The 20,859-nt window shown below is 53.2% G+C and carries 21 protein-coding genes; 7 read left to right on the top strand and 14 right to left on the bottom strand.

The window, feature by feature from the left end; genetic code table 11:
- Window positions 1-757 precede the first annotated feature (757 nt).
- The 5 genes from pheS to thrS all read right to left on the bottom strand — a co-directional run bounded on the left by pheS (window position 758) and on the right by thrS (window position 5,047).
- Window positions 758-1,771, bottom strand: coding sequence for a phenylalanine--tRNA ligase subunit alpha (gene pheS, locus JRG72_05695; protein ID MBW2134714.1), 1,014 nt, complete (start codon window positions 1,769-1,771; stop codon window positions 758-760).
- 55 nt (window positions 1,772-1,826) lie between these two features.
- On the bottom strand, window positions 1,827-2,180 hold the full coding sequence (rplT, locus tag JRG72_05690; GenBank protein ID MBW2134713.1) for a 50S ribosomal protein L20: 354 nt from the start codon (window positions 2,178-2,180) through the stop codon (window positions 1,827-1,829).
- A gap of 15 nt (window positions 2,181-2,195) precedes the next feature.
- On the bottom strand, window positions 2,196-2,393 hold the full coding sequence (gene rpmI, locus JRG72_05685) for a 50S ribosomal protein L35 (protein MBW2134712.1): 198 nt from the start codon (window positions 2,391-2,393) through the stop codon (window positions 2,196-2,198).
- Window positions 2,394-2,592: 199 nt separating this feature from the next.
- A complete protein-coding gene (locus JRG72_05680) occupies window positions 2,593-3,102 on the bottom strand; it encodes a translation initiation factor IF-3 (protein ID MBW2134711.1) in 510 nt (169 codons plus the stop codon).
- Window positions 3,077-5,047, bottom strand: a complete 1,971-nt coding sequence (gene thrS / locus JRG72_05675) for a threonine--tRNA ligase (GenBank protein ID MBW2134710.1) — start codon at window positions 5,045-5,047, stop codon at window positions 3,077-3,079. Before thrS ends, JRG72_05680 begins: the two co-directional genes overlap by 26 nt.
- 644 nt (window positions 5,048-5,691) lie before the next feature.
- Between thrS and JRG72_05670 the strand changes: the two genes are divergently transcribed.
- Both JRG72_05670 and dnaA read left to right on the top strand, forming a co-directional pair.
- Window positions 5,692-5,877, top strand: a complete 186-nt coding sequence (locus JRG72_05670) for a hypothetical protein (protein MBW2134709.1) — start codon at window positions 5,692-5,694, stop codon at window positions 5,875-5,877.
- 571 nt (window positions 5,878-6,448) lie between these two features.
- Complete coding sequence (gene dnaA, locus JRG72_05665; GenBank protein ID MBW2134708.1) at window positions 6,449-7,813, top strand: chromosomal replication initiator protein DnaA; 1,365 nt, start codon at window positions 6,449-6,451, stop codon at window positions 7,811-7,813.
- A 5-nt stretch (window positions 7,814-7,818) separates the two neighbouring features.
- Here dnaA and phoU read toward each other — a convergent pair whose 3' ends face one another.
- Window positions 7,819-8,502, bottom strand: a complete 684-nt coding sequence (phoU, locus tag JRG72_05660; GenBank protein MBW2134707.1) for a phosphate signaling complex protein PhoU — start codon at window positions 8,500-8,502, stop codon at window positions 7,819-7,821.
- 215 nt (window positions 8,503-8,717) lie between these two features.
- On the opposite strand from phoU, the gene JRG72_05655 reads away from it, so the two are divergent.
- Window positions 8,718-9,656 carry a 2-dehydropantoate 2-reductase gene (locus JRG72_05655; protein MBW2134706.1) on the top strand — a complete coding sequence of 313 codons (939 nt, stop codon included), beginning with the start codon at window positions 8,718-8,720 and terminating at the stop codon, window positions 9,654-9,656.
- A gap of 154 nt (window positions 9,657-9,810) precedes the next feature.
- Here the strand turns inward: JRG72_05655 and JRG72_05650 are convergent, their stop codons facing one another.
- The 3 genes from JRG72_05650 to mnmG all read right to left on the bottom strand — a co-directional run bounded on the left by JRG72_05650 (window position 9,811) and on the right by mnmG (window position 13,333).
- A complete protein-coding gene (locus tag JRG72_05650; GenBank protein MBW2134705.1) occupies window positions 9,811-10,425 on the bottom strand; it encodes a protein-L-isoaspartate(D-aspartate) O-methyltransferase in 615 nt (204 codons plus the stop codon).
- A 173-nt stretch (window positions 10,426-10,598) separates the two neighbouring features.
- Window positions 10,599-11,300 (bottom strand): ribulose-phosphate 3-epimerase, encoded by a 702-nt coding sequence (locus tag JRG72_05645; GenBank protein MBW2134704.1) that lies wholly within the window; start codon window positions 11,298-11,300, stop codon window positions 10,599-10,601.
- Between the two features lie 140 nt (window positions 11,301-11,440).
- Window positions 11,441-13,333, bottom strand: coding sequence for a tRNA uridine-5-carboxymethylaminomethyl(34) synthesis enzyme MnmG (gene mnmG / locus JRG72_05640; protein MBW2134703.1), 1,893 nt, complete (start codon window positions 13,331-13,333; stop codon window positions 11,441-11,443).
- A 126-nt stretch (window positions 13,334-13,459) separates the two neighbouring features.
- On the opposite strand from mnmG, the gene JRG72_05635 reads away from it, so the two are divergent.
- Complete coding sequence (locus JRG72_05635) at window positions 13,460-13,654, top strand: hypothetical protein (protein MBW2134702.1); 195 nt, start codon at window positions 13,460-13,462, stop codon at window positions 13,652-13,654.
- A 51-nt stretch (window positions 13,655-13,705) separates the two neighbouring features.
- Here JRG72_05635 and JRG72_05630 read toward each other — a convergent pair whose 3' ends face one another.
- From JRG72_05630 to JRG72_05610, 5 genes are all read right to left on the bottom strand, one after another.
- On the bottom strand, window positions 13,706-14,095 hold the full coding sequence (locus JRG72_05630; GenBank protein MBW2134701.1) for a hypothetical protein: 390 nt from the start codon (window positions 14,093-14,095) through the stop codon (window positions 13,706-13,708).
- Between the two features lie 131 nt (window positions 14,096-14,226).
- Window positions 14,227-15,498: a glutamyl-tRNA reductase gene (locus tag JRG72_05625; protein MBW2134700.1), complete on the bottom strand. Its 1,272-nt coding sequence runs from the start codon at window positions 15,496-15,498 to the stop codon at window positions 14,227-14,229.
- Window positions 15,495-16,325, bottom strand: coding sequence for a c-type cytochrome biogenesis protein CcsB (gene ccsB, locus JRG72_05620; GenBank protein ID MBW2134699.1), 831 nt, complete (start codon window positions 16,323-16,325; stop codon window positions 15,495-15,497). Before ccsB ends, JRG72_05625 begins: the two co-directional genes overlap by 4 nt.
- A 61-nt stretch (window positions 16,326-16,386) precedes the next feature.
- Window positions 16,387-17,070: a bifunctional precorrin-2 dehydrogenase/sirohydrochlorin ferrochelatase gene (locus tag JRG72_05615; GenBank protein ID MBW2134698.1), complete on the bottom strand. Its 684-nt coding sequence runs from the start codon at window positions 17,068-17,070 to the stop codon at window positions 16,387-16,389.
- 167 nt (window positions 17,071-17,237) lie between these two features.
- Window positions 17,238-18,014 (bottom strand): YdcF family protein, encoded by a 777-nt coding sequence (locus JRG72_05610; GenBank protein MBW2134697.1) that lies wholly within the window; start codon window positions 18,012-18,014, stop codon window positions 17,238-17,240.
- A 157-nt stretch (window positions 18,015-18,171) separates the two neighbouring features.
- Between JRG72_05610 and JRG72_05605 the strand changes: the two genes are divergently transcribed.
- The 3 genes from JRG72_05605 (at window position 18,172) to JRG72_05595 (ending at window position 20,856) form a co-directional block, all read left to right on the top strand.
- Window positions 18,172-18,945 (top strand): ABC transporter permease, encoded by a 774-nt coding sequence (locus tag JRG72_05605; protein ID MBW2134696.1) that lies wholly within the window; start codon window positions 18,172-18,174, stop codon window positions 18,943-18,945.
- Between the two features lie 21 nt (window positions 18,946-18,966).
- Window positions 18,967-19,701 (top strand): ATP-binding cassette domain-containing protein, encoded by a 735-nt coding sequence (locus JRG72_05600; GenBank protein ID MBW2134695.1) that lies wholly within the window; start codon window positions 18,967-18,969, stop codon window positions 19,699-19,701.
- A gap of 171 nt (window positions 19,702-19,872) precedes the next feature.
- A complete protein-coding gene (locus JRG72_05595) occupies window positions 19,873-20,856 on the top strand; it encodes an MCE family protein (GenBank protein ID MBW2134694.1) in 984 nt (327 codons plus the stop codon).
- The last annotated feature ends 3 nt before the right edge of the window (window positions 20,857-20,859 follow it).

The following is a 20,859-nucleotide window of genomic DNA, read 5'->3' as shown; positions in this document are numbered from 1 at the left end:
TGCGGCTAAGCCACAGCAAGTAATAATAGTTTAGAATTCAGCAAATTAGCAGCCTCAGGGTCGGATGGCTCAAAAAGTTCTTGAATTTTGTAGATTCCACCGATTGAGGTGTAAAGTTCGCAGCAGTTCCTGCAAAGAGAAGTTTGCAATATTGTGGTGCATTGGGTCATAGTCCGAATTCTCCACGTCTGAGCAATAGCTTGTCCCGATTTCAGTGCATCAAGGTGTTGGAGTTTTCGAACTTTTTCGTTAAGTTGACCGGGCAGTTGTTATCTACTGTTATATTAGTCAAAGTAGTCCCCCCCATTATGCACAACTTTCCTTTGAGGGTAGCGAGGTAAGGGATCGGGAAACCCCGAAACAAAGCCCGTTTAGGCGGTCAGATAATTTAGTTCTGTCCTTAGCATATAAAGCTTTACTTATTCTGTCTGGACAAATTATAGGTAGCACTGAAGGCAAAGGGGAACTTGTGATCCTTCCGGACCAACTAGATACCGCGTTGACCTTTCACATTCAGAGCAGTTCACTTTGCGGTCTTAACGGAGTGTATATCTTACCTATAATCTTCTTCTTGATCGGCTTTTCAGTCATCATTGTTAATTTTTTACTACAAGAGATAGAGGTTGTCAACTATTTGGAATTTTGTGGGTAATAAGGCCAAAGGCGCCCTTTTAGATCAATCAGGATGCTTAAAAGAAGTTGGCTGTTGAGGATATATCAACGGGGGCCAAGTTGTAACCAGTAGGAATAACCCGCCTTAGAATTGTCTCAGAAAGCGGAGATCGTTTTCGAAGAACAGGCGCAGGTCGTCGATGCCGTATTTGAGCATGGCAATGCGTTCGATACCCATCCCAAAGGCAAAGCCGGTATAAACCTCGGGGTCATAGCCCACAAAGCGGAAGACCTCGGGGTGGACCATGCCAGCCCCGATGACCTCCAGCCAGCCAGTCTCTTTGCAGACCCGACAGCCGGCCCCGCGGCAGATGACGCAGGCGATATCGACTTCGGCACTGGGTTCGGTAAAGGGGAAGTAACTGGGTCGGAAACGCAGACCTACGGAAGGATCGAAAATCTCATGAACAAACACCCGCAACACCCCCTTGAGGTCGGCAAAAGTGATATGTTTGTCGACCAAGAGGGCTTCCACCTGATGGAACATCGGGGTATGGGTGAGGTCGGAGTCGCGGCGATAGGTCTTGCCGGGGGCGATGATCCGGACCGGCGGCGGCTGTTTTTCCATTACCCGAATCTGCATGGGCGAGGTGTGAGTCCGTAAGACGATATTTTCCGAGACATAAAAGGTGTCTTGCATATCCCGGGCCGGATGGTCCTTGGGGATGTTGAGAGCTTCGAAATTATAGTAGTCGGTTTCCACTTCCGGGCCTTCAACCACTTCAAATCCCAAGCGGACAAAAATGTCGCAGATTTCGCGGGTGATCCGAGTGATAGGGTGGAGGCGGCCCAGGGGCGGACGCCGCCCCGGCAAGGTGACGTCCAGACCGACCGGGCGGCGCCGCTGCCGCGCCTCTTCCTGGAGGCGTTCCCGAGCTGCGCTGAGGGCCTGTTCCAGGGCCTGTTTGATCCGGTTGGCTTCCTGTCCCACCTGCGGCCGTAATTCCGGGGACAGCTCTCGCAGCGACCGCAAGATCTTGGTAAGCGTTCCTTTGCGCCCCAGATAGTAAACCCGCAGAGCTTCCAGGGCCGCGTCATCAGCGGCCTGAGCGATCTGGGCAGCGGCCTGGTGCTCCAGGTTTTTTAACTCTTCCAGCATCAATCTGATTAGCCGATGTGGGGAATCAAGTAGCTAAAGGCCTCAATTCAACCGCTTAGCCCGCTTGCCGGGCGACCTCGGCAATCCGGGCAAAGCCGGCCGGGTCATTAATGGCCAACTCTGCCAAGATCTTGCGATCCAGGCCAATCCCGGCTTTCCTGGCCCCGCTGATAAAGCGGCTGTAAGAGAGTCCCAGAGGACGAGTGGCGGCGTTAATCCGGGTGATCCACAGGCTTCTGAACTCCCGCTTGCGGACCTTGCGGTCCCGATAAGCGAAAGCCAGACCCCTCTCCACCGCTTCCCGGGCAGAGCGATACAACCGCCGCCGGCCGCCGCGAAAACCCTTGGCCAGCTTGAGATATTTTTTATGACGGGCGCGGGCCCGAACGCTGCTTTTGACTCTCGGCATGACACCCCTCCTGACTTATAAATAGGGCAACAATCGTTTCAGACTCTTCATATCGGTCTGATCGACCAGGGTTGCCTGGCGTAGTTGCCGTTTCCGTTTAGGGCTTTTTTTGGTCAGAATATGGCTATGAAAAGCCTTGCTGCGCTTGAGCCGTCCGTTTCCAGTGGCTTTGAAGCGTTTGGCAGCGCCACGGTGGGTTTTTAGTTTGGGCATTTTAGATTCCTCTTTGGAAGCGCAAAGCCTCCTGGCTAATAATATTTGCTAGGTTTAATCCGGAATGGGGGAAAGGAGATGTAACTCTGAAGATATTGAAATTCTAAATTATTTTTACCCCCAAACCTAACCCTCCCCCATCAAGGAGAGATAAAAGTGGGTTTCTGGATAAACACTAGTGTTGTTATGTAAAATTAAACTACTTGGGGGCCAGGATCATAGTCATATGACGGCCTTCAAACTTGGGCTGCTGTTCTACCACCCCAATATCTTCTACGGCCTCGGCGATCTTTTTTAACAGATTATAACCCAACTCCGGATAGGCGATTTCCCGTCCTCGAAAGACCAAAGAAACCTTGGTCTTGTCTTTTTGACCCAAGAACCGGCGGATGTTCCGGAGTTTAAAGGCAAAATCATGCTCTTCGATTTTGGGCCGGACCTTTACTTCTTTAATCTGGACAATGGTCTGTTTTTTCCGGGCCTCCTGAGTTTTCTTGCTCTGCAAATACTTAAATTTGCCATAATCCATAATCCGGCAAACCGGAGGCGTGGCTTGGGGGGCAACTTCTACTAGATCCAGGTGTTCTGCCGCGGCGCGTTCCAGGGCCTCGCTCAAGGGCATGATACCGATCTGGCTCCCATCCGAGCCGACCAGCCGCACCTCAGGGGCAGTGATCTCCCGGTTAATGTTTACCTTCTTCTGGATGATACCCTCCTCCTGTGTTGTCTGGGAATTGTTTCACGGTGGTCGGTATCTGCCCTTCCCTTTTTAGGCGCTGGACAAGTTCGTCAATCACCACGTTTTTTATTTCGGTGCCATCTAACCGGCGGACTGACACGGTCTGGGAAGCCACTTCCCGATCCCCAATGATTATCATATAAGGAATCTTTTGCAGCTGGGCTTCCCGGACTTTTAATCCCAGTTTTTCATTGCGAAAGTCTTTTTCTACCCGCAGGCCGGCCTGCTGCAGCCGGTCGGCAACCGCGGCCGCAAAGTCCTGGGCCCGATCGGTGACGGGCAACAGAATTACCTGCACCGGAGCTAACCACACCGGGAAGGCCCCGGCATAGTGTTCGATTAACACACCTAAAAATCGCTCCAGCGACCCCAGGATCACCCGGTGCAACATCACCGGCCGGTGACGGTTGCCGTCTGGCCCCACATAATTCAGATCAAACCGCTCCGGCAAGGTAAAATCGCACTGAATGGTCGCGCATTGCCAGCGGCGATTCAAGGCATCCTTAAGCTTAATATCGATTTTCGGCCCATAAAAGGCCCCTTCACCCTCACAGACCAGATAAGGCAGGTTCCGGGCGTGTAAAGCTTTAATCAGGGCCTGGGTGGCCAGTTCCCACTCGGTGTCCGTCCCGATAGATTTTTCCGGCCGGGTCGACAGTTCTACCTCATATTGGAAGCCGAACACCGCCATGACCTCGGCGACAAAATCGATGACCCCGGCGATCTCTTCCTCTACCTGGTCAGGCGTACATAGAATATGGGCATCATCCTGGGTAAATTGCCGGACCCGGGTCAGGCCATGCAAAACGCCGGATTTTTCGTGGCGCTGCACCGTCCCCAATTCAAAATACCGCAGGGGTAATTCCCGATAACTGCGAATCCGAGATTTATAAATCAGCATATGGGCCACACAGTTCATCGGCTTGATGCCGTAGGCCTGGCCCTCGACTTCAGTAAAATACATGTGTTCCCGGTAATTTTCAAAATGGCCGGAGCGTTTCCAGAGGTCCAGTTTGAGCATCTGGGGTCCGATGACCAGTTGATAGCCCCGCTGCAAGTGTTCCCGGCGTTCAAATTCCTCAAGTAAATACCGGATCATTGCCCCCTTGGGAAGATAAATCACCATCCCCGGCCCGGCCTCTTCTTCGATGATAAACAACTCCAGTTCGCGTCCTAAGCGGCGGTGATCCCGACGCTTGGCTTCTTCCAGATAATGGAGGTATTGGGCCAGTTCTTCCGGAGATGAAAACGCGGTGCCATAGATCCGCTGCAGCATGGGCTGACGTTCATCGCCGCGCCAATAGGCCCCGGCCACACTGGTCAGTTTGAAAGCCGGGATATAGCCCGTCGAGGGCACGTGGGGACCCCGGCATAGATCGATAAAATCTCCTTGTTTATAGATACTTATCTGTTCCTCGGTCAGTTCCTCTAACAACTCCAACTTGTAAGTTTCGCCCAGACGCGAAAAAAGCTGGACCGCCTCCTGGTGGGTAACCTCCTGGCGGACAAAGGGCAAGTCCTGGTCGATGATTTCTTGCATCCGGGCCTCAATGCGCGGCAAATCCTCGGGAGTAAAGGCTTGGGGGGCATCGAAATCATAATAAAAGCCGGATTCGGTGGCCGGACCAATGGTAACTTTGACCCCGGGGAAAAGGCTGCGTACGGCTTCGGCCATAATATGAGAGGTGCTGTGCCGCAAAATCTCCAATCCCTCCGGGGTGTCTATCGGAATCGGCGATATAATACAGTCTTCATTAAGTTGATAAGTCAGGTCCACTTCCCGGCCATCTACCCGGGCCGCCACTACTTGATGATCAGTGGCCACCCCCAGAATTTTCAGGGCCTGCGCCACGCTGACCCCAGACTCCAGGGTAACGCCGCGGCCTTGGTTCAGGTTTACTCGGATCTCTGCCATAGTAATCTCATAAGAAGTAAATTTCAGGCGGTCAGCTATTAATTTGCGGTAAAAACATGTAGTTATGTTTCAAAGAGATAGATATATCCGAGCCTCGGCCTGCCGTTAGTCCTTTAGCTTCACTCTCCTGATAACAGAGGGCTGCCCCCGAGACAGTTACCACAAAAAAAGCATCCCCAGTAACCACGGCGGATTACTCCAGATGCTTATCCCGGTTACATACTGTTTATCTGCTGCCTTACTGGATTCAAATTCTGCGTTTTAAACACCCTGCCGAACTGCCAGGGTCCGGCCCATTCAAGTCTTGATGGTCGACCAAAATTTCGCATAACTACCGCTTCCTGTCAAGAGATTTTATTATTCCTGAAGCCGATTGTTTCACCATTACCGGCTCAAAAGCTCAAAATAGAAATGTCTCCCCGGTGGAATAATTGACACCCAGAGTTAAAAACCAACTCTCGCCTGAGGCTGGGGGTTAATTTTTTCTCCCCTTCCATTTTATGACAATAGCTATAATTGACGAGGGCTCTAAACTTGTCGGAAAGATTCTTTTTATCTCCCCAAAAATTTGCCCCTAAAAAAGGCATGGTTTTTGCAGAAAGTAAATCACGTCAGGGGGATCGATTGCACGAGGGGGGGACAAAATGGACCTCAAATATATCATTGCCACCTTGATTCTGAGTGATTTCTATCTAACTATGCCGTTGAAAGAACGCCAGGCCTTGGTGCAAAGATTATACACCCTCTATGGCCGGCACCCATATGGCGTGGTCGCTGGCGAATCAGGGGATGACGTTATATCCAGGGCCGCAGTCCGGGTGCGGGAGTAATCGCCGATGCTGGGCGGCTCCCAGCCCCCGGACGGAAGGGTGTGGAAGGGGAGACCGGGAGGGGTAAATAGATCTATACTTTTCCAGCTGCTGAAATGATTCTCTACTCTGATGGAAAGATCCTTGAGTTGGGGGAGATTTGTTTCCGGTTATTTTGCCTTCAATTTAGATCAGCTTTCCGGTTCCTGGTCCAAAAAAATTTTTTTTGGAATTTTTGGTTCAAAATCACCACAATGGCGATTTTTGCCAGGGAATTTTTCCATTAGCTATGGAAACAGGAAAAAAAATGAGGAAAGGCGAGATCTAAGAGGCAATTTCGTGAGTCTTACCTCTGTCGGTGTAAGGCCGATGTTTGAAGCGTATTAGAAAAATGTTTTCCCGCAGGGAGCCAGGCTTGTGCCCTTGGACTCTTATGTTTCCGGCCCCTCGGGATTGAGTAATTCCTTCCGGAGCTAATTGTTATTTCCGGGACAGCGGCTTTGACAACCGCCCGCGTCTCGGATAATTTTCCGTCCATAATTTTTAAATCTAACAACTTCGACCTACCTCTCCAAAAAATCAGGATAAGGGAATGGAGCCTGCTTGGATTGATATCAAGCATAGGCTGAAAAGCCGGCTCCCAGCCTCAGGATTCAAACTGTGGATTGAACCACTGCAAGCCAGCCGTGGTTCCCAGGGTGAATTAGTGCTGGGATGTCCAAATGCCTTTACTTTGCACTGGGTACGCGCCTATTACCTGGAGCTGATCCGAGAAGAGGTGCAACAGGTCTTAGGTAAGGGTTTCCCTTTTGATCTGCGAGTGTTACACCCCTCACCCCGCAAGCTTTCGACCCCGCTGCAGCGGCAGCCAGTGCTGCCTGGGGTAAAGCCCTCACCGATTCCCGCACGCGGGCTGAATCAAAGCTTTACTTTTGAACATTTTGTCGTCGGTGCCTCCAACCGGTTTGCCTTTCAGGCCTCACAGGCTCTGGCCCGAAATGACACGGTATATGGGCGGACCCTGTTTCTGACCTCCTTGCCCGGCTTGGGGAAAAGCCACCTGTCCCAAGCAGTAGGTAACCATATATACGCCCAAGGCCCTGACCATCGGGTCTTTTATCTGACCGCCGAGGATTTTGCCAATGAAATGGTGCTGGCCCTGAAACAGGGGCAGATAGAGCGCTTTAAGGAAAAATTCCGGCGCCAAACCGATATCTTACTGCTCGAGGATGTGCATTTTTTAAGCGGCAAGGAAAAAATTCAGAGTGAATTGTGCTATACTTTGGACTGCTTGGCCGATCAACAGAAAAAACTTGTTTTTACCAGCAGTTACGTTCCGACCGAAATTCCCGGCCTCAAAAAAGAGCTGTGCTCCCGGCTTAGTGCGGGGGTGATCACCCCGATCGAGCCTCCCGATTTTGATACCCGGGTCAAAATACTAGCCAAAAAGTCTGATGATCGGGGAATTCGGATCAGTCGTCAGGTATTGGAATGTCTGGCCACCTATGTGACTCAAGACGTCCGCCAGATGGAGAGTGCTTTGGACAGCCTGGTGGTCAAATCGTCTCTGCTTTCCGCCCCGATAACGATAGGGTTGGCTGAGGAGGTGTTACACAACTTCCGGGTGACCACTGACAGCTTGAGTATGGAGGCCATTCAGAGACTTACCTGTAAGGTCTATCAGATCAGTCTGGAGGAGTTAACCGGTCGGTCGCGCAAAAAAAAGCTGGTACGGTCGCGGAATCTGGCCATTTATCTCTGTCGCCATTATACTCAAAAGACACTTAAGGAGTTGGCCCGAGCCTTCCGGCGCACCCACTCGACCATCCTGCACGCTCTGGATAAGGTAGAGCGGGAACTGAAAATTTCCCCGGCTTTAGGGCAGGAATTGAAATTTTTGGAGCAAAAGCTGCAAAACCCCGCTACCGCTTGCCGTCTCTCGAACTTGGAGCGCTGAAGCCCTCAGATACATCGGGCGCTGAGTATCCCATCCTCGCAGCGGTGTTTGATTACCTTGCCTTCCACAAAAAAGACGATGTCCTCGGCAACGTTGGTGGCCAGATCAGCAATCCGTTCAATATTTCGGATAATAATAATATAATGGACCGAACGCCCCACGGCCGGGGTATCTTTGAGCATAAAATCTAATAATTTTTGGATATATTCGTCATCCAAAGTGTCAACGTCAACGTCCCGTTGACAGACCTGGACGGCCATCGTGGGGTCCTGGCGGATAAAGGCCTCGATACTGTTGCGGACCATATTCAGGGCAATATCAGCCATGGCCTTCAAGTCGATGGGTAGGTTTAAGGGAGGCCGCTGGTTAAGCTCCAGGGCCCGTTCCGCGATATTCACCGCCTGGTCGCCGATGCGCTCTAACTCGGCGTTAATCCGCATCGAGGCAGTGATAAATCGCAGATCCGTGGCCAGCGGCTGACGCAGCGCCAGCAGTTTCAGACACTGCTCGTCAATTTCGAGTTCCATGTCATTTATGGCTAAGTCGCCAATAATGACTTCTTTGGCCAACTCGGAATCGCGGTTCAGCACAGAAATAATACTGTTCTGTACGGCTTGCTCAGCGGCATCGGCCATACGCAGCAGATTCATCTTTAAATCCGCCAGCTCTCTGTCAAATTGCCTGAGCATGGTTATCCTCTTCTTGAGCTTTGCAGTAATTTTAACATAAAACTAATAAACTTGTGAACAAAGGCAATTAGACTGAATAGAATACCACTAGGGTTGGGCCCCCATTGCTCATAATGTCTAGACTTTTTTGGCAAAACCGTCCCTGATCATGGGTTTGGAACTTGACGGAGGGAGGGATTTGGGTTACGTACCATGCAGCTACCCCTGCGGAGACGATGGTGAAAATTGCTATCATCGGGCCAGGTGCCCTGGGCTGCCTGTTGGTAGCCCGGTTACAGAAAGTGGCTGCGGTAATATGGCTAGTAGACTACCGTCCGGACCGGGCCGCCTTTCTCCAGAACCGGGGTATCAGGTTCATCACCCTGGATGGCCAGGTAGAACACATTCCAGTCAACTGTACCTGCCAGGCCGGCATTATCGGTCCCTGCGATCTGGCCATTATGAGTGTCAAGGCGCACCAGACCAGGCGTGCCGCCCAGAGCTTGCCCCCTTTAATGGCCGAGGGCGGACTGGCCCTGACCCTGCAAAACGGTATCGGCAATCTGGAGCAGATAGCCGCGGTGGTCGGCCCGGAACACTTGCTGGCCGGAGTAATCATGCACGGGGTGACCTTGTTGGACTGGGGGCAAGCCCGGCATGCCGGACCAGGGAAAACCATTCTGGGCATTCCGCCCGGCTCCCAGGTCCGTCAAGACCAATTAGCAGAGTGGGTGTCCCGGTTCCAGGCCGCCGGATTCGATTGTCAGAGTGCCGCGGACATTATCGCAGTAATCTGGGATAAGCTTTTGGTCAACGTCGGGGTCAACCCCTTAACCGCCCTCACCCGGCTGCTCAATGGGGGGTTGTTGAAAGTCCCCGAGGCCTGGCAGGTAGCCCGGGCCGCGGTTCAAGAAGCCCAGGCAGTAGCCCAGGCCACGGGCATTGCCATCAGCCCGGACCCCTTGAATCTAGTCCGCCAGGTCTGCCAGGCCACCGCCCGCAACCGCTCCTCCATGTTACAGGATGTGCTGGCCCAGCGCCCAACGGAAATCGAGGCCTTGAATGGCCAAATCGTCGCTTTGGGCCAGCAATTAGGGGTGCCCACCCCGGTTAATACCACCCTTAGCCACCTCATCCGGGCCCTGGAAAAATCGTATCGGCCCTCGCCAGAGTAATGAGCTAAATGTTATTTCCAAGCCTTTAAAAAGATTAGTATCCGGGTAAGACCAGGGGGACCGCCGGCCCCCCGCCCTCCCCTCAAGCTCCCCCTCCCAACCCCCTTTAAGGGTTTGGCCAAAGGGGTAGGGGTATGGCAATTCCCCCCAATTGCTATCGGGCTATTTGTGGATTTACCAGCGGCACAAAACTGACCGGACAGATGCGTTCGGTTGTGAAGCGGTCCCCGTGTTTGGTAAGGCGGGTTAAGATCTGGAAGCCGCCAAAGGTTTTGAGGGGAATGATCAGCCGCCCCCCTTCCTGGAGCTGGGCCTTCAGGGCGGGGGGCACTTCCGGAGCCGCGGCAGTTACCAGAATGGCATCAAAGGGGGCATATTCCGGCCAGCCCAGGTAGCCGTCGCCACTTTTGACTTTGACCTGGGAATAACCTAATTTGGCCAATCGGGCGGCGGCGGTCTGGGCTAACTCTGGGATCAATTCGATGCTATAAACCTGTTCTGTCAAACAGGCCAAAACCGCGGCCTGATAACCGGAGCCGGTGCCCACTTCCAGCACCTTCTGGCCCGGCTGGATTGCGGCCCACTGGGTCATCAGGGCCACGACATAGGGCTGTGAGATCGTCTGCCCGGCGGGGATGGGCAAAGGAAAATCACCATAGGCCTCGGGAGCCATGCTGGGGTCGACAAACAGATGCCGCGGCACCCGGGTCATGGCCGCCAGCACCCGAGGGTCGGTAATATCCCGGCCCCGCAGATCTCGCTCCACCATCCGCTGTCGCGCCTCTGGGTAGGAATCAACCGCCATGATGGCATTGCTACCCACCAACAAACCGGCCGCCAGGACCAGGATAACCAGGACTGCACTTGTGGTGCTAAACTTTGCAGCCATTAATGGCGTTGCCTCCCTAAGGCTTCAGCAAACTTTTGGTTGGTTCAGGTTAGCTATTTATCGCCACAATCCCGCCCGGTTTCGGCTTTCTCTTTTTGAGCCGCGGCGATTTTGGTCCTAAGCTCAGTGATCGCTTCAGAGTAATCGGTCTTGCCAAAAATGGCGCTGCCGGCGACATAGATGTCGGTTCCGGCCTGGGCCACCTGGTCAATGGTCTTGCCATTGATACCGCCATCAACTTCGATCTGGATGGGTAAATGACGGCGGTCAATGAGCTCGCGTAACTGGGCAATCTTAGGGACCACCGCGGGGATAAAATCCTGGCCGCCAAACCCCGGATTGACGGTCATCAACAGCACCAAGTCGACTTCGTCCAGCACGTAGGTGACGTACTCCAAAGGCGTGGCCGGGTTGAGCACCACCCCCGGCTGACAACCCAGGCGGCGGATTTCGGTCAGAGTGCGGTGCAGATGGGTAGAGGCTTCGACGTGCACCGAAATGATTCTGGCCCCGGCCTCGGCAAAATCCGCAATATAGCCCTCGGGTTGGGCAATCATCAGATGGACATCCAGCGGCAGGCTGCAGATCTTGCGCAACGCTTGGACCACCGGCGGGCCGATGGTGATGTTGGGGACAAAATGACCATCCATCACATCGACGTGGATCAGATCGGCTCCGGCCGCGGTGACGGCCTGAATTTCTTCTCCTAAGCGGGCAAAATCGGCCGACAGGATCGACGGCGCAATCAGGGCCATGATGTTGTTCCCCTTCTTTCTATTCTATATGATCTGCTAAGATAGCTGAGCCGAGGCCGTTGTGCAACCTTTTTAACTTTGAGCTTCCCAGCCGGATAGAGTGTTTATCAGCTTGCCAGAAGATCCCGCTTCTGGTCCGGTCACGACTTGACAGCGGGTTTATGCTCCGGCCAGCGTTTTAGATAGACCAGCAAAATGGAGAGCGCCGCCGGGGTGACCCCGGAAATGCGGGCCGCCTGACCCAGGGAAATGGGCTGGATCTCCTTGAGCTTTTGGCGGATCTCATTGGAAAGGCCGGGGACCGCGTCATAATCAAAGTCTTCCGGGAGGCGTTTTTGTTCCAATCGGGCAAATTGCTGCACCGCCTCCATCTGGCGGCGGATATAGCCCTCATATTTGTATTTGATCTCCAGCTGCTCGATTACCTTCTCCGGGATCGCAGGATTTTCCCCGGCCAGACGATAAAGGGCAGGCAGGTTAAGCTCCGGGCGTTTCACCAGTTTCAAAATGGGAGTCGGTTCTTGCAACGGCGTAGTGCCTAGATCCTGCAAGGCCAAATTTACCTGGGGCAAGGGATAAAGACGTTTCCCGGCCAGACGGGCCTCTTCTTCGGCCAGCAGGCATTTTTTCTCTTGCAGGGCCTCCAGAGCCAGCTTATCCACCAGCCCCAGTTCATAGCCGATTTCGGTAAGCCGCAGATCGGCGTTGTCCTCTCGCAGCAGCAGGCGATATTCGGCCCGCGAGGTGAACATCCGATACGGTTCCCGTGTCCCTTTGGTCACCAGGTCATCCACCAACACCGCCAGGTAGGCCTGGGACCGATCCAGCAGAAAAGGCGGGCGGCCCTGGATTTGGCAGGCGGCATTGACCCCGGCCCACAGTCCCTGGGCCGCGGCCTCCTCATAGCCCGAGGTGCCGTTGATCTGTCCGGCCATGAACAGCCCTCGAATCGCCTTGGTCTCCAGGGTGGGTTTGAGCTGGGTGGGCTGCACAAAATCGTATTCGATGGCATAGGCGGGGCGCATGACCTCCGCCGCTTCTAGACCGGGGACGCTGCGGAACAGCTGCAACTGGATTTCCACCGGGAGGCAATTGCCCAGACCCTTGGCATAAATTTCTTCGGTTTCGCGGCCCTCTGGTTCCAGGGTGACCTGATGAGAAGGCTTATCGGCAAAGCGCATCACCTTATCTTCCAGCGACGGGCAATAGCGGGCGCTCACCCCTTTGATAACCCCGCTGTAGAGGGGAGAATGCTGGATATTATCCCGTACCCAGCGATGCGTTTCGGCGGTGGTGTGGGTGACATAACAGGAAACTTGCTCAACCTCTAGGGAATTGGTCTGCCAGGAGAACGGCCGGGGCCGATCGGCGCCCTCCAGACGGGCCAGCGCGGTAAAATCGATGCTGGAGGCCCGCAAGCGCGGCGGGGTGCCGGTTTTCATCCGGCCCATCTGAAATCCCAGAGCCTGTAAATTAGCGGCCAGACGGGTTGAAGCAAATTCGCCGGCACGGCCCGCGGCAATCTGAGTGGGACCGATATGGATCAGACCATTCAAAAAGGTGCCGGTGGTCAGAAGCACGGCCCGGGCCCGATAACAGAAGCCCAGGGACTCGACCACCCCTACTACCTGGCCGTCCTCCACTAGTAGTTGATCCACCATGGCCTCGCGGAGATCAATGCGATGCTTTTTCTCCAAACAGGCCTTCATGGCCAGCCGATAGGCCTGTTTGTCACACTGAACCCGGGTCCCCCACACCGCCGGGCCTTTAGAAAGATTGAGGGTGCGGAACTGGATGCCGGTCTGATCGGCCAGATAACCCATGACCCCACCTAGGGCATCGATTTCTTTAACCAGATGCCCCTTGGCCAGACCGCCAATGGCCGGATTACAGGCCATCTGGGCCATAGTATCCAGATTGATGTTAAACATCAGCACCTTGAGACCCATCCGGGCCGCGGCCAAGGCCCCTTCGCAACCGGCGTGTCCGGCGCCGACCACAATCAGGTCATAATCTTTGGGGTAGAATATCATCTGCTGAGACAATGTAAGTTTGAATTATTTCTGCTGATGGTTTAAATGAATGTATGAGCAAGATGGTTACGGAGTCAGGAATCTGAGGCACCTGATAACTTCCCCTGATGCTAAGGAGGCAAAAACATGGTCCATCGGACTTTTAAGGTTTTGAAACCAGAAGGCGAGATTGCTGTCGCACAACGGCCTGAGGCGGTGGTTGAATTCTTAATCTATCCCAAAACCGGGGAAAAGATCCAGTTCGAAACGTCCCGTCAAGACGCTTTTGATTTCGCTATGGAGCTGCACCAACATCTTCATCGTCTGGGTCCCTCCGGCTAAAGTCTTAGCCCTTCAGCCAGCTTCAATTCCTCCGGGAGGAACCCGGGACAATCAGCGATGCCAGTCAACCTCCCGGAGCAATTCGACAAATTCCGGCGATTCGGTGTAATTCTTCAGGGCCTGCTGAAAATTTATCCAGGCCTCCCAGAGATCCAGCCACTGTTGATTATGCCAGTAGTAGGGACTTGATTCGCCGCTCTCCTTAAGACGCAGAAATTCCTGATATTCCTCCTCACAGGCCGGGCAGAAGCGGTATGGTCCTTTATGGCGTTTATAAATATCCTGGGTATCGAACTGGATGCCACATTTGGAGCACCGTGCCAGACACCGGCTACACTGCATTACTCGTCGCACTTCCTCCAGTTTTTTGGCCTTCTCTATGCCGGCCTTCTTCTTTTTTTCGATCTGGAGCCGATCTTCTATATCAATAACCTTGCTCATGGGATGATTCCTATTCTTTTGCTAGTTACCTATATACATAACAATCAAGACGGGAACCGTCAATAGAGGATTGTCGGTCACTTACAGCCCGGGGGAATCCCAGTAATATTTTTTAGAATTATTTAAATGGGCTAGCGTTCCCGGTCCAAGTTAAACAGCCGGCGGATATAGTCGATTTCCCGAGATGGGTCTTTGGGGTGGTGGTTCCTCTTCATGTAGAGGATGGGGTCATGCAGCAATTTATGAGTAATGGATTGGGTCAACACCTCCAGGGATTTGATCTGCTCCGGGGTGAGCGGACCCAGTTGATTTAGGGTCTTTTTCAACTCGTTACGGCAGATGTGGTCGGCCTTTTCCTGCAAGGCAATGATGGTGGGATAAACCGCCAGGGACTCCCGCCATTGCAAGAATTTCAGGACCTCGCTGGCGATGATGCGCTCTGCTTTTACTGCCTCTTGCTGGCGATAGCGGATATTGACTGCAATAATGCCCTGTAAGTCATCGATATTATAAAGATAGACGTTGTCCAGGGTATTGATTGCAGGGTCTAAATCACGGGGGACGGCGATGTCAATCAAAAACAGGGGCTGTTGCTTGCGCAAGCGCATGACCCGCTTGACCTGCTCCCGGGTCAGAATCTGTTCGGTTGCCCCCGTGGAACTGATCAGAATATCGATTTTTAATAACTGGTGTTCCAACTCGGCCAGGCTGATCGCTTCGCCCCCGAAGCGCTGGGCTAATTTCAAGGCGCGCTCTAAGGTGCGGTTGGCGACCACTATCTGGGAGACACCGTAGCGTTTCAGATGCTCGACCGCCAACTCAGCCATCTCCCCGGCCCCGACCAAGAGCGCGGTTTTATCAGTCAGGGAGCCGAAAATTTTGCGGGCCAGCTCTACTGCGGCATAACTGACGCTCACCGCCTGGCAGCCGATGCCGGTTTCGCTTCGGATGCGTTTGGCTACTGAAAAAGTTTTATGCAACAACCGGTTAAGGATAGCGCCAGTGGCATGTTGTTGAGTGGCCTGCCGATAGGCTTCTTTTACCTGCCCTAAAATCTGTGGCTCTCCGACTACCATCGAGTCCAGGCCGCTGGCCACCCGAAACAGATGCTGCACAGCCTCGCCTTCCTGATAGATATACAGACCCTTTTCCAGGTCTGCGGATGAGACCTCGGCAAGATTTAATAGAAAAGTTTGTACCTGGGGCAGGGTCGCCGGAGGATCAGGGGTTGTAAACAGCACTTCGATCCGATTACAGGTAGAATAGAGCAACACTTCCTGGAGGCCGGAGACACTCTTTATGCGCTGATATCCGGCAGCTGCATCTTGCAGACCACCGGCCAGTTTCTCACGCAACTCCAGGGGCGCGGTGCGATGATTGATACCGAGCAGGATCAGATTCATGGCTGGCGGACAAAACTCGCAAAACTATGGTAACCTTGCAGCCACAGGTTAGCACCTACAAAAGTTACCATCAGGACCATAAAGCCCAGAATGGCCATCAGCGCTGCCCGTCGCCCCCGCCAACCCACGGCCAGCCGCTCATGCAGCAAAGCCGCGTACAACAGCCAGGCGATCAGCGTCAGGGTCTCCTTGGGATCCCAGCGCCAGAAGCTCCCCATAGTATATTGGGCATAAATCGAGCCGGTGATGATGCCCGCAGTTAGCAAGGGAAAACCGATGGTAAGACAATAATAATTTAAGGCGTCCAGGGCTTCCAAAGACGGCAGGCGGCGATAGAAAAAGCCGAACTTTTTATTCTTGAGTTGATGTTCCTGCACCAGATAAAGGATGCCGCCCAAAAAGGCCAGAGTAAAGGTGGCGTTGCCCAATAGGGCGGTAGCAATATGAAATGACAGCCAGAAACTTTGTAACAGCGGTGATATGGGGCCGGGCTGGGGTAAAATCAAAGCCCCGGTAAGGGTCAGGGCCGCAAATGGGGCAACCAGGGTCCCCAGCACCCGGATAGGATGGCGCCAGGTAAAAAACAGAAAGGCAACCACCAGCGTCCAGCTAAATAACATCAGGGTTTGCCCCAGGCTGGCGACCGGAAAGTAACCCTGCTCCTCAATGGCCAGGATCAGAGTCAACGTATGCAGACCCAAACCCGCGCTCATTACCCAAACCCCATAGCGATACAGCGACTCTTTCTGGATCAGCAAGTATGCCAGCCAGATGGCCGTAGCGCCGAAATAACCCACAAGGGCCAGGGAAAGGATCAGGGTTTCCATCCAGCTTCCATTTCGGAAAGAAACAGGTTATCAAGTCGTATCAAGAATGCGCGGCCATAACTCAAGGCTGGGCTAGGGCCACAGTCGGTAAACTGGCCAAATCTTCTAAAGACAAAACCGGGCTCAGGATTTCCTGCATGATCTGTTGGGCCTGCTTATAATCCTTGGCCATCAGGGTCTCCCGCAACGGGCTGTTTACCAATCGGGTGAACAGGGCCAAATTGTCGGGATGATCGCGCCGCCGGGCCAGGACTTTTTCCCGAATGGCACCCAATAGTCTCAAGTAAGGTCCATACTCCGGCCCCAAATATTGCTCTAGCTCCTGGCGCAACTTTTTGGCCAGGGCCGGGCTCAGACCGCCGGTGCCGATAGCAATGGTCAGCTCCCCCCGACGTAGGGTCGCAGGCACCACAAAAGAACATAAGGCCGGGGTGTCGACGATATTCACCGGCAGGCCCCGTTCCTGGGCCGCCATGCTGATCTGCTGGTTGAGTTCAGGGTCGTCAGTCGCCCCGATTACCAACACCATACCCTCTAGTTGAGCCGGGGAAAATTCATCTTTAAGGTAGCGAATGGCCCCCTGCTGCCACAGACCTTGTAAGTTTGGGGTAATCTCGCGACTGACCACCGTGACTTGAGCACCAGCCGCCAGCAAATCCTCTACCTTGCGTTCCCCCACTGCTCCGCCTCCGACGACCAGACAGGGCTTATCGACAATATTTAAAAAAACTGGGTAAACTTTCACCTTATTTCCAGTCTAAGGATATTATTACCAATTTATCAAGGTTATGGAGGCAATGCAAGGAGTTTCCGAGGGCTGCTGGAGCCAGCTTGATCTCCGGGAAGATGATCTTGGCAGAGGCCCTTTAAAAAGAAACGGTTTAAGGCGAGGGCGGTGAAAGATACCAGGCTCTATTGCCCGGCCCGACTAGGCCAAATGGTCAGATAGGCCAGACCCAGGTATTCATGGATGGCGGCTTGTGTGATGGTTAAGGCAGAACCGGAAGGAATATAATCATGATAGAAAAAATCTGTAACATTGCGAAAATCAGCCGGCGCAGGAATGGGCCGCATCTCTAAAAGCTGGAAAATCCGCAGGGCGCGGGGCAGATGGTACGCCGAAGTGACCAACAGAAATGGAGCATCTTTAACCAATGGCTTAACCCCTGCAGCATTGGAATAGGTATCGATAGAGTCCGTCTCCGCCACCAGTTTCTCCGCTGGCACCCCTTGACTCTGGGCAAAGGCCACCATCTTTTCTCCGTTACTAACCTTCATAGACGCAAGTTTCCCCCCACTCATGATCAGGGTGGGCTGCCCGGAGAGCAGGTGGAACAGACGGATGCCTTCCGCAACCCGCAGGGCGCTACTTTCATCAAGCTGACTGGTAGCAGGGACCTCCGAATTAAACCGGGCCCCGCCGCTAAGTATTACAATATATTGAACCTCGGTTAGCTCCTGGGGTCCGGCAATGGGCTGATACTCGTTCTCCAACGGCCGAATCAAATAATTGGGAAAAGGCTTGGTGGTAAAAAGATAGAAACAAACTATTCCCAGCGCCAGGTAGCCCCAGCCGCGTTTTCGTCCCTCCCGCGCCAGACTCAATTTGAGCAGCCCATAGCCGAGTACAAATAAGACTAAAACTCCCGGGTTCAGAAGGATGTCGATGATTTTTTTCAGCGCCCACATAATGCCAAGTTACCTAGTTTGCTGCGTCATTGTCAAGCTTAGTTTGATGGTCGGTCGCCTCTGAGTCTTTTGGCCTGTCAAGGGCTTCCCGCCTTGACTTCTCCCCCCGTCTCTCATAGGATAAATACTATTATTAAACCTCCTTTAAGGTTGGGAAATGTTTTCCAAGATGTTGGCTTATCTGGGTCGAGTATTCTTAAGCTTGTTGCGGGAATTGGGAGAATTGGCTTTACTTCTGGTTGATTGCCTTTGCTGGTTACCTCGCCCACCTTACCGAATACGTAATTTTTTCAAACAGTTAGACTTTATCGGAGTCCGGTCTTTATTTATCGTCACTCTCACCGGACTGTTTACCGGCATGGTTCTAGCCCTGCAGGCCTACTATGGATTCCGCAAGTTTGGCGGCGAGACCCTTTTGGGAGGGGCAGTGGCCCTGTCCATGACCCGGGAAATCGGACCGGTGCTGACCTCACTGATGGTCGCGGCCCGAGCCGGTTCGGCCATGGCCGCGGAATTAGGCACTATGGCAGTAACTGAGCAGGTAGACGCCCTGCTGGCCATGGCGGTGAATCCGGTGCATTATCTGGCCTTGCCGCGCCTCTTATCCGGCCTGATCATGGTGCCGTTGCTGACTGTGGTGGATGTATTCATCGGCATCCTGGGGGGTTATTTCGTCGGGGTGATGCTGATCGGCATCAATCCCGGTACCTTTATGCAAAACATGATGGAAATGGTAGCGGCCTCCGACCTGTTTAACGGCCTGTTTAAGTCTATGGTTTTTGGTTTGCTGCTGGCGCTGATCAGCTGCCATCAGGGACTAAAAGCCCACGGCGGCGCTGAGGGCGTAGGGTTGGTTACCACCCGGGCCGTGGTCTATTCCGCCATAGCCATCCTGATCGGGGACTACATGCTGACGGCCCTGTTGTTTTAACCAGCCATTTAATTTAAGCTAATGGACATAATCCGTCTGGTAGATTTGTATAAGTCCTTTAATGGCCTGTCGGTTCTGCGGGGCGTCCATCTGACCGTCAAGCGGGGCGAAATTTCCGTTATTCTAGGACGCAGCGGCACTGGAAAAAGCGTCCTGCTCAAACACGTGATCGGTCTGATCCGGCCGGATCGGGGCCAGGTACTGTTGGAAGGGGTAGACCTGGTCCGGTTGCCGGAAAAAGAATTGTTTGCCCTCCGCAAACGGTTCGGGTATCTGTTTCAACATGGGGCCTTGTTAGATTCTTTGAACATTGGAGAAAACATCGCCTTTCCTTTGCAGGAACATACTTCTTTGACCCAGACTCAGATTGAGGAAATTGTTGCGGCTAAACTGACCCAGGTCGGTCTGGCGGGGGTGGAGGCCAAAATGCCGGCGGAACTTTCCGGCGGCATGCGCAAACGGGCCGCACTGGCCCGGGCCCTGGCTTTGGATCCGGAAATTATGTTGTTTGATGAGCCGACTACCGGTCTGGATCCCATCACCACTACCACCATCAGAAATTTGATTGCCGATACCGTCCGTAAATTAAAGCTAACCGCAGTGATCATCAGCCATGATTTAGAATTGGCCCTGTCATTGGCTGATTCCATTGCCTTTTTGCACCAGGGGAAAATTTTAACTCAGGACCCCCCGGCCAGCTTTAAGTCATCGGCTTTGCCCGAAGTGCAGCAGTTTTTACGAGGGGAGCCGGATTAACCCGGCTAAGTACTTATTTCCAGAAGTAATTAATAAATTAACTCTGCGTCGGGGCGATCCGCCGGGTCGCCCCTACCTGAGCAGATCAAAAATATTCAATTTTCTAGATCAAGTTATATCACTCGGAGCATTTAAAAGGTTAATTCGAAGAGACGTCTGCGCGGAGGGTTTATGGAAACAAAATCAGGCTGGAGCCCGGAAATTAAGGTAGGCATCTTTGTGCTGCTGGCTTTGGTGCTGCTGGCCTACATGAGCCTGAAAGTAGGGTTTGCCACCATTGGCTGGCTGCGAGGCGAAACCTACTATGCCCGCTTTGACTCGGTATCTGGGCTGGCCCCTAATGGCCGGGTAGAGATAGCGGGGGTGGAAGTAGGACGCATAAAAAATATTAGCCTTGAAGACCACAAGGCCCGGGTGGAGGTGTTGCTCCGGTCCGGACTGGACCTGCGGCAGGATGCCCAGGCCGCGGTGCTCACCAAAGGTATGTTGGGGGAAAAATATATCGAACTTCAACCTGGCACTACTACATCTCCCCCCTTGGCTCCCGGAGGCACTATCACCAATACCCAGTCGGCGGTGGAATTTGATAAGGTCTTACGTCGGATTCCGGAGTTAATGGAGGAACTCCACCCCATCCTCACCGATGTCCGGGCCATCAGTAATAGCTTGCAACGGGTGATCGGCACCCCTGAAGGGGAATCTTCGCTGAAACAAATGTTGACCAATTTCCAAAGTGCCAGTAAATCATTAAGCCAGTTGGCTCAAGGGCTGGAACAGGGCCAAGGTACCCTGGGCAAACTCCTCAAGGATGATCAGCTCTATCGCCAGGTGCAGGGGACCATGGCGGAACTAGAAACTGCCATCAATAACCTTAACCGCTTTTCTACCAAACTGGCCAAGGGCGAAGGTACTTTGGGGAAACTGGCCAACGATAATAGACTGTATGACCAGGCCCAGCAGGCGATTAACCGCCTCAACCAGCTAGCCCAGAAGATCGATCAGGGCCAGGGCACCTTAGGGAAACTGGTGAACGACGAATCTCTCTACGACGAAACCCAGAAGGCGGTAAAAAATGTCAATCAGGCCATGGAAGGTATCAAGGAACAGACACCCATTACTGTTTTGGGTACCATTGGTTCAACGGTCCTGCGCTGAAGA

It is taken from the genome of Deltaproteobacteria bacterium (genome assembly GCA_019309545.1).
Taxonomy (GTDB): domain Bacteria; phylum Desulfobacterota; class Desulfobaccia; order Desulfobaccales; family Desulfobaccaceae; genus Desulfobacca_B.
The sequence above is the reverse complement of the archived record's forward strand: the minus strand, read 5'-3'. Positions and strand labels throughout refer to the sequence as shown.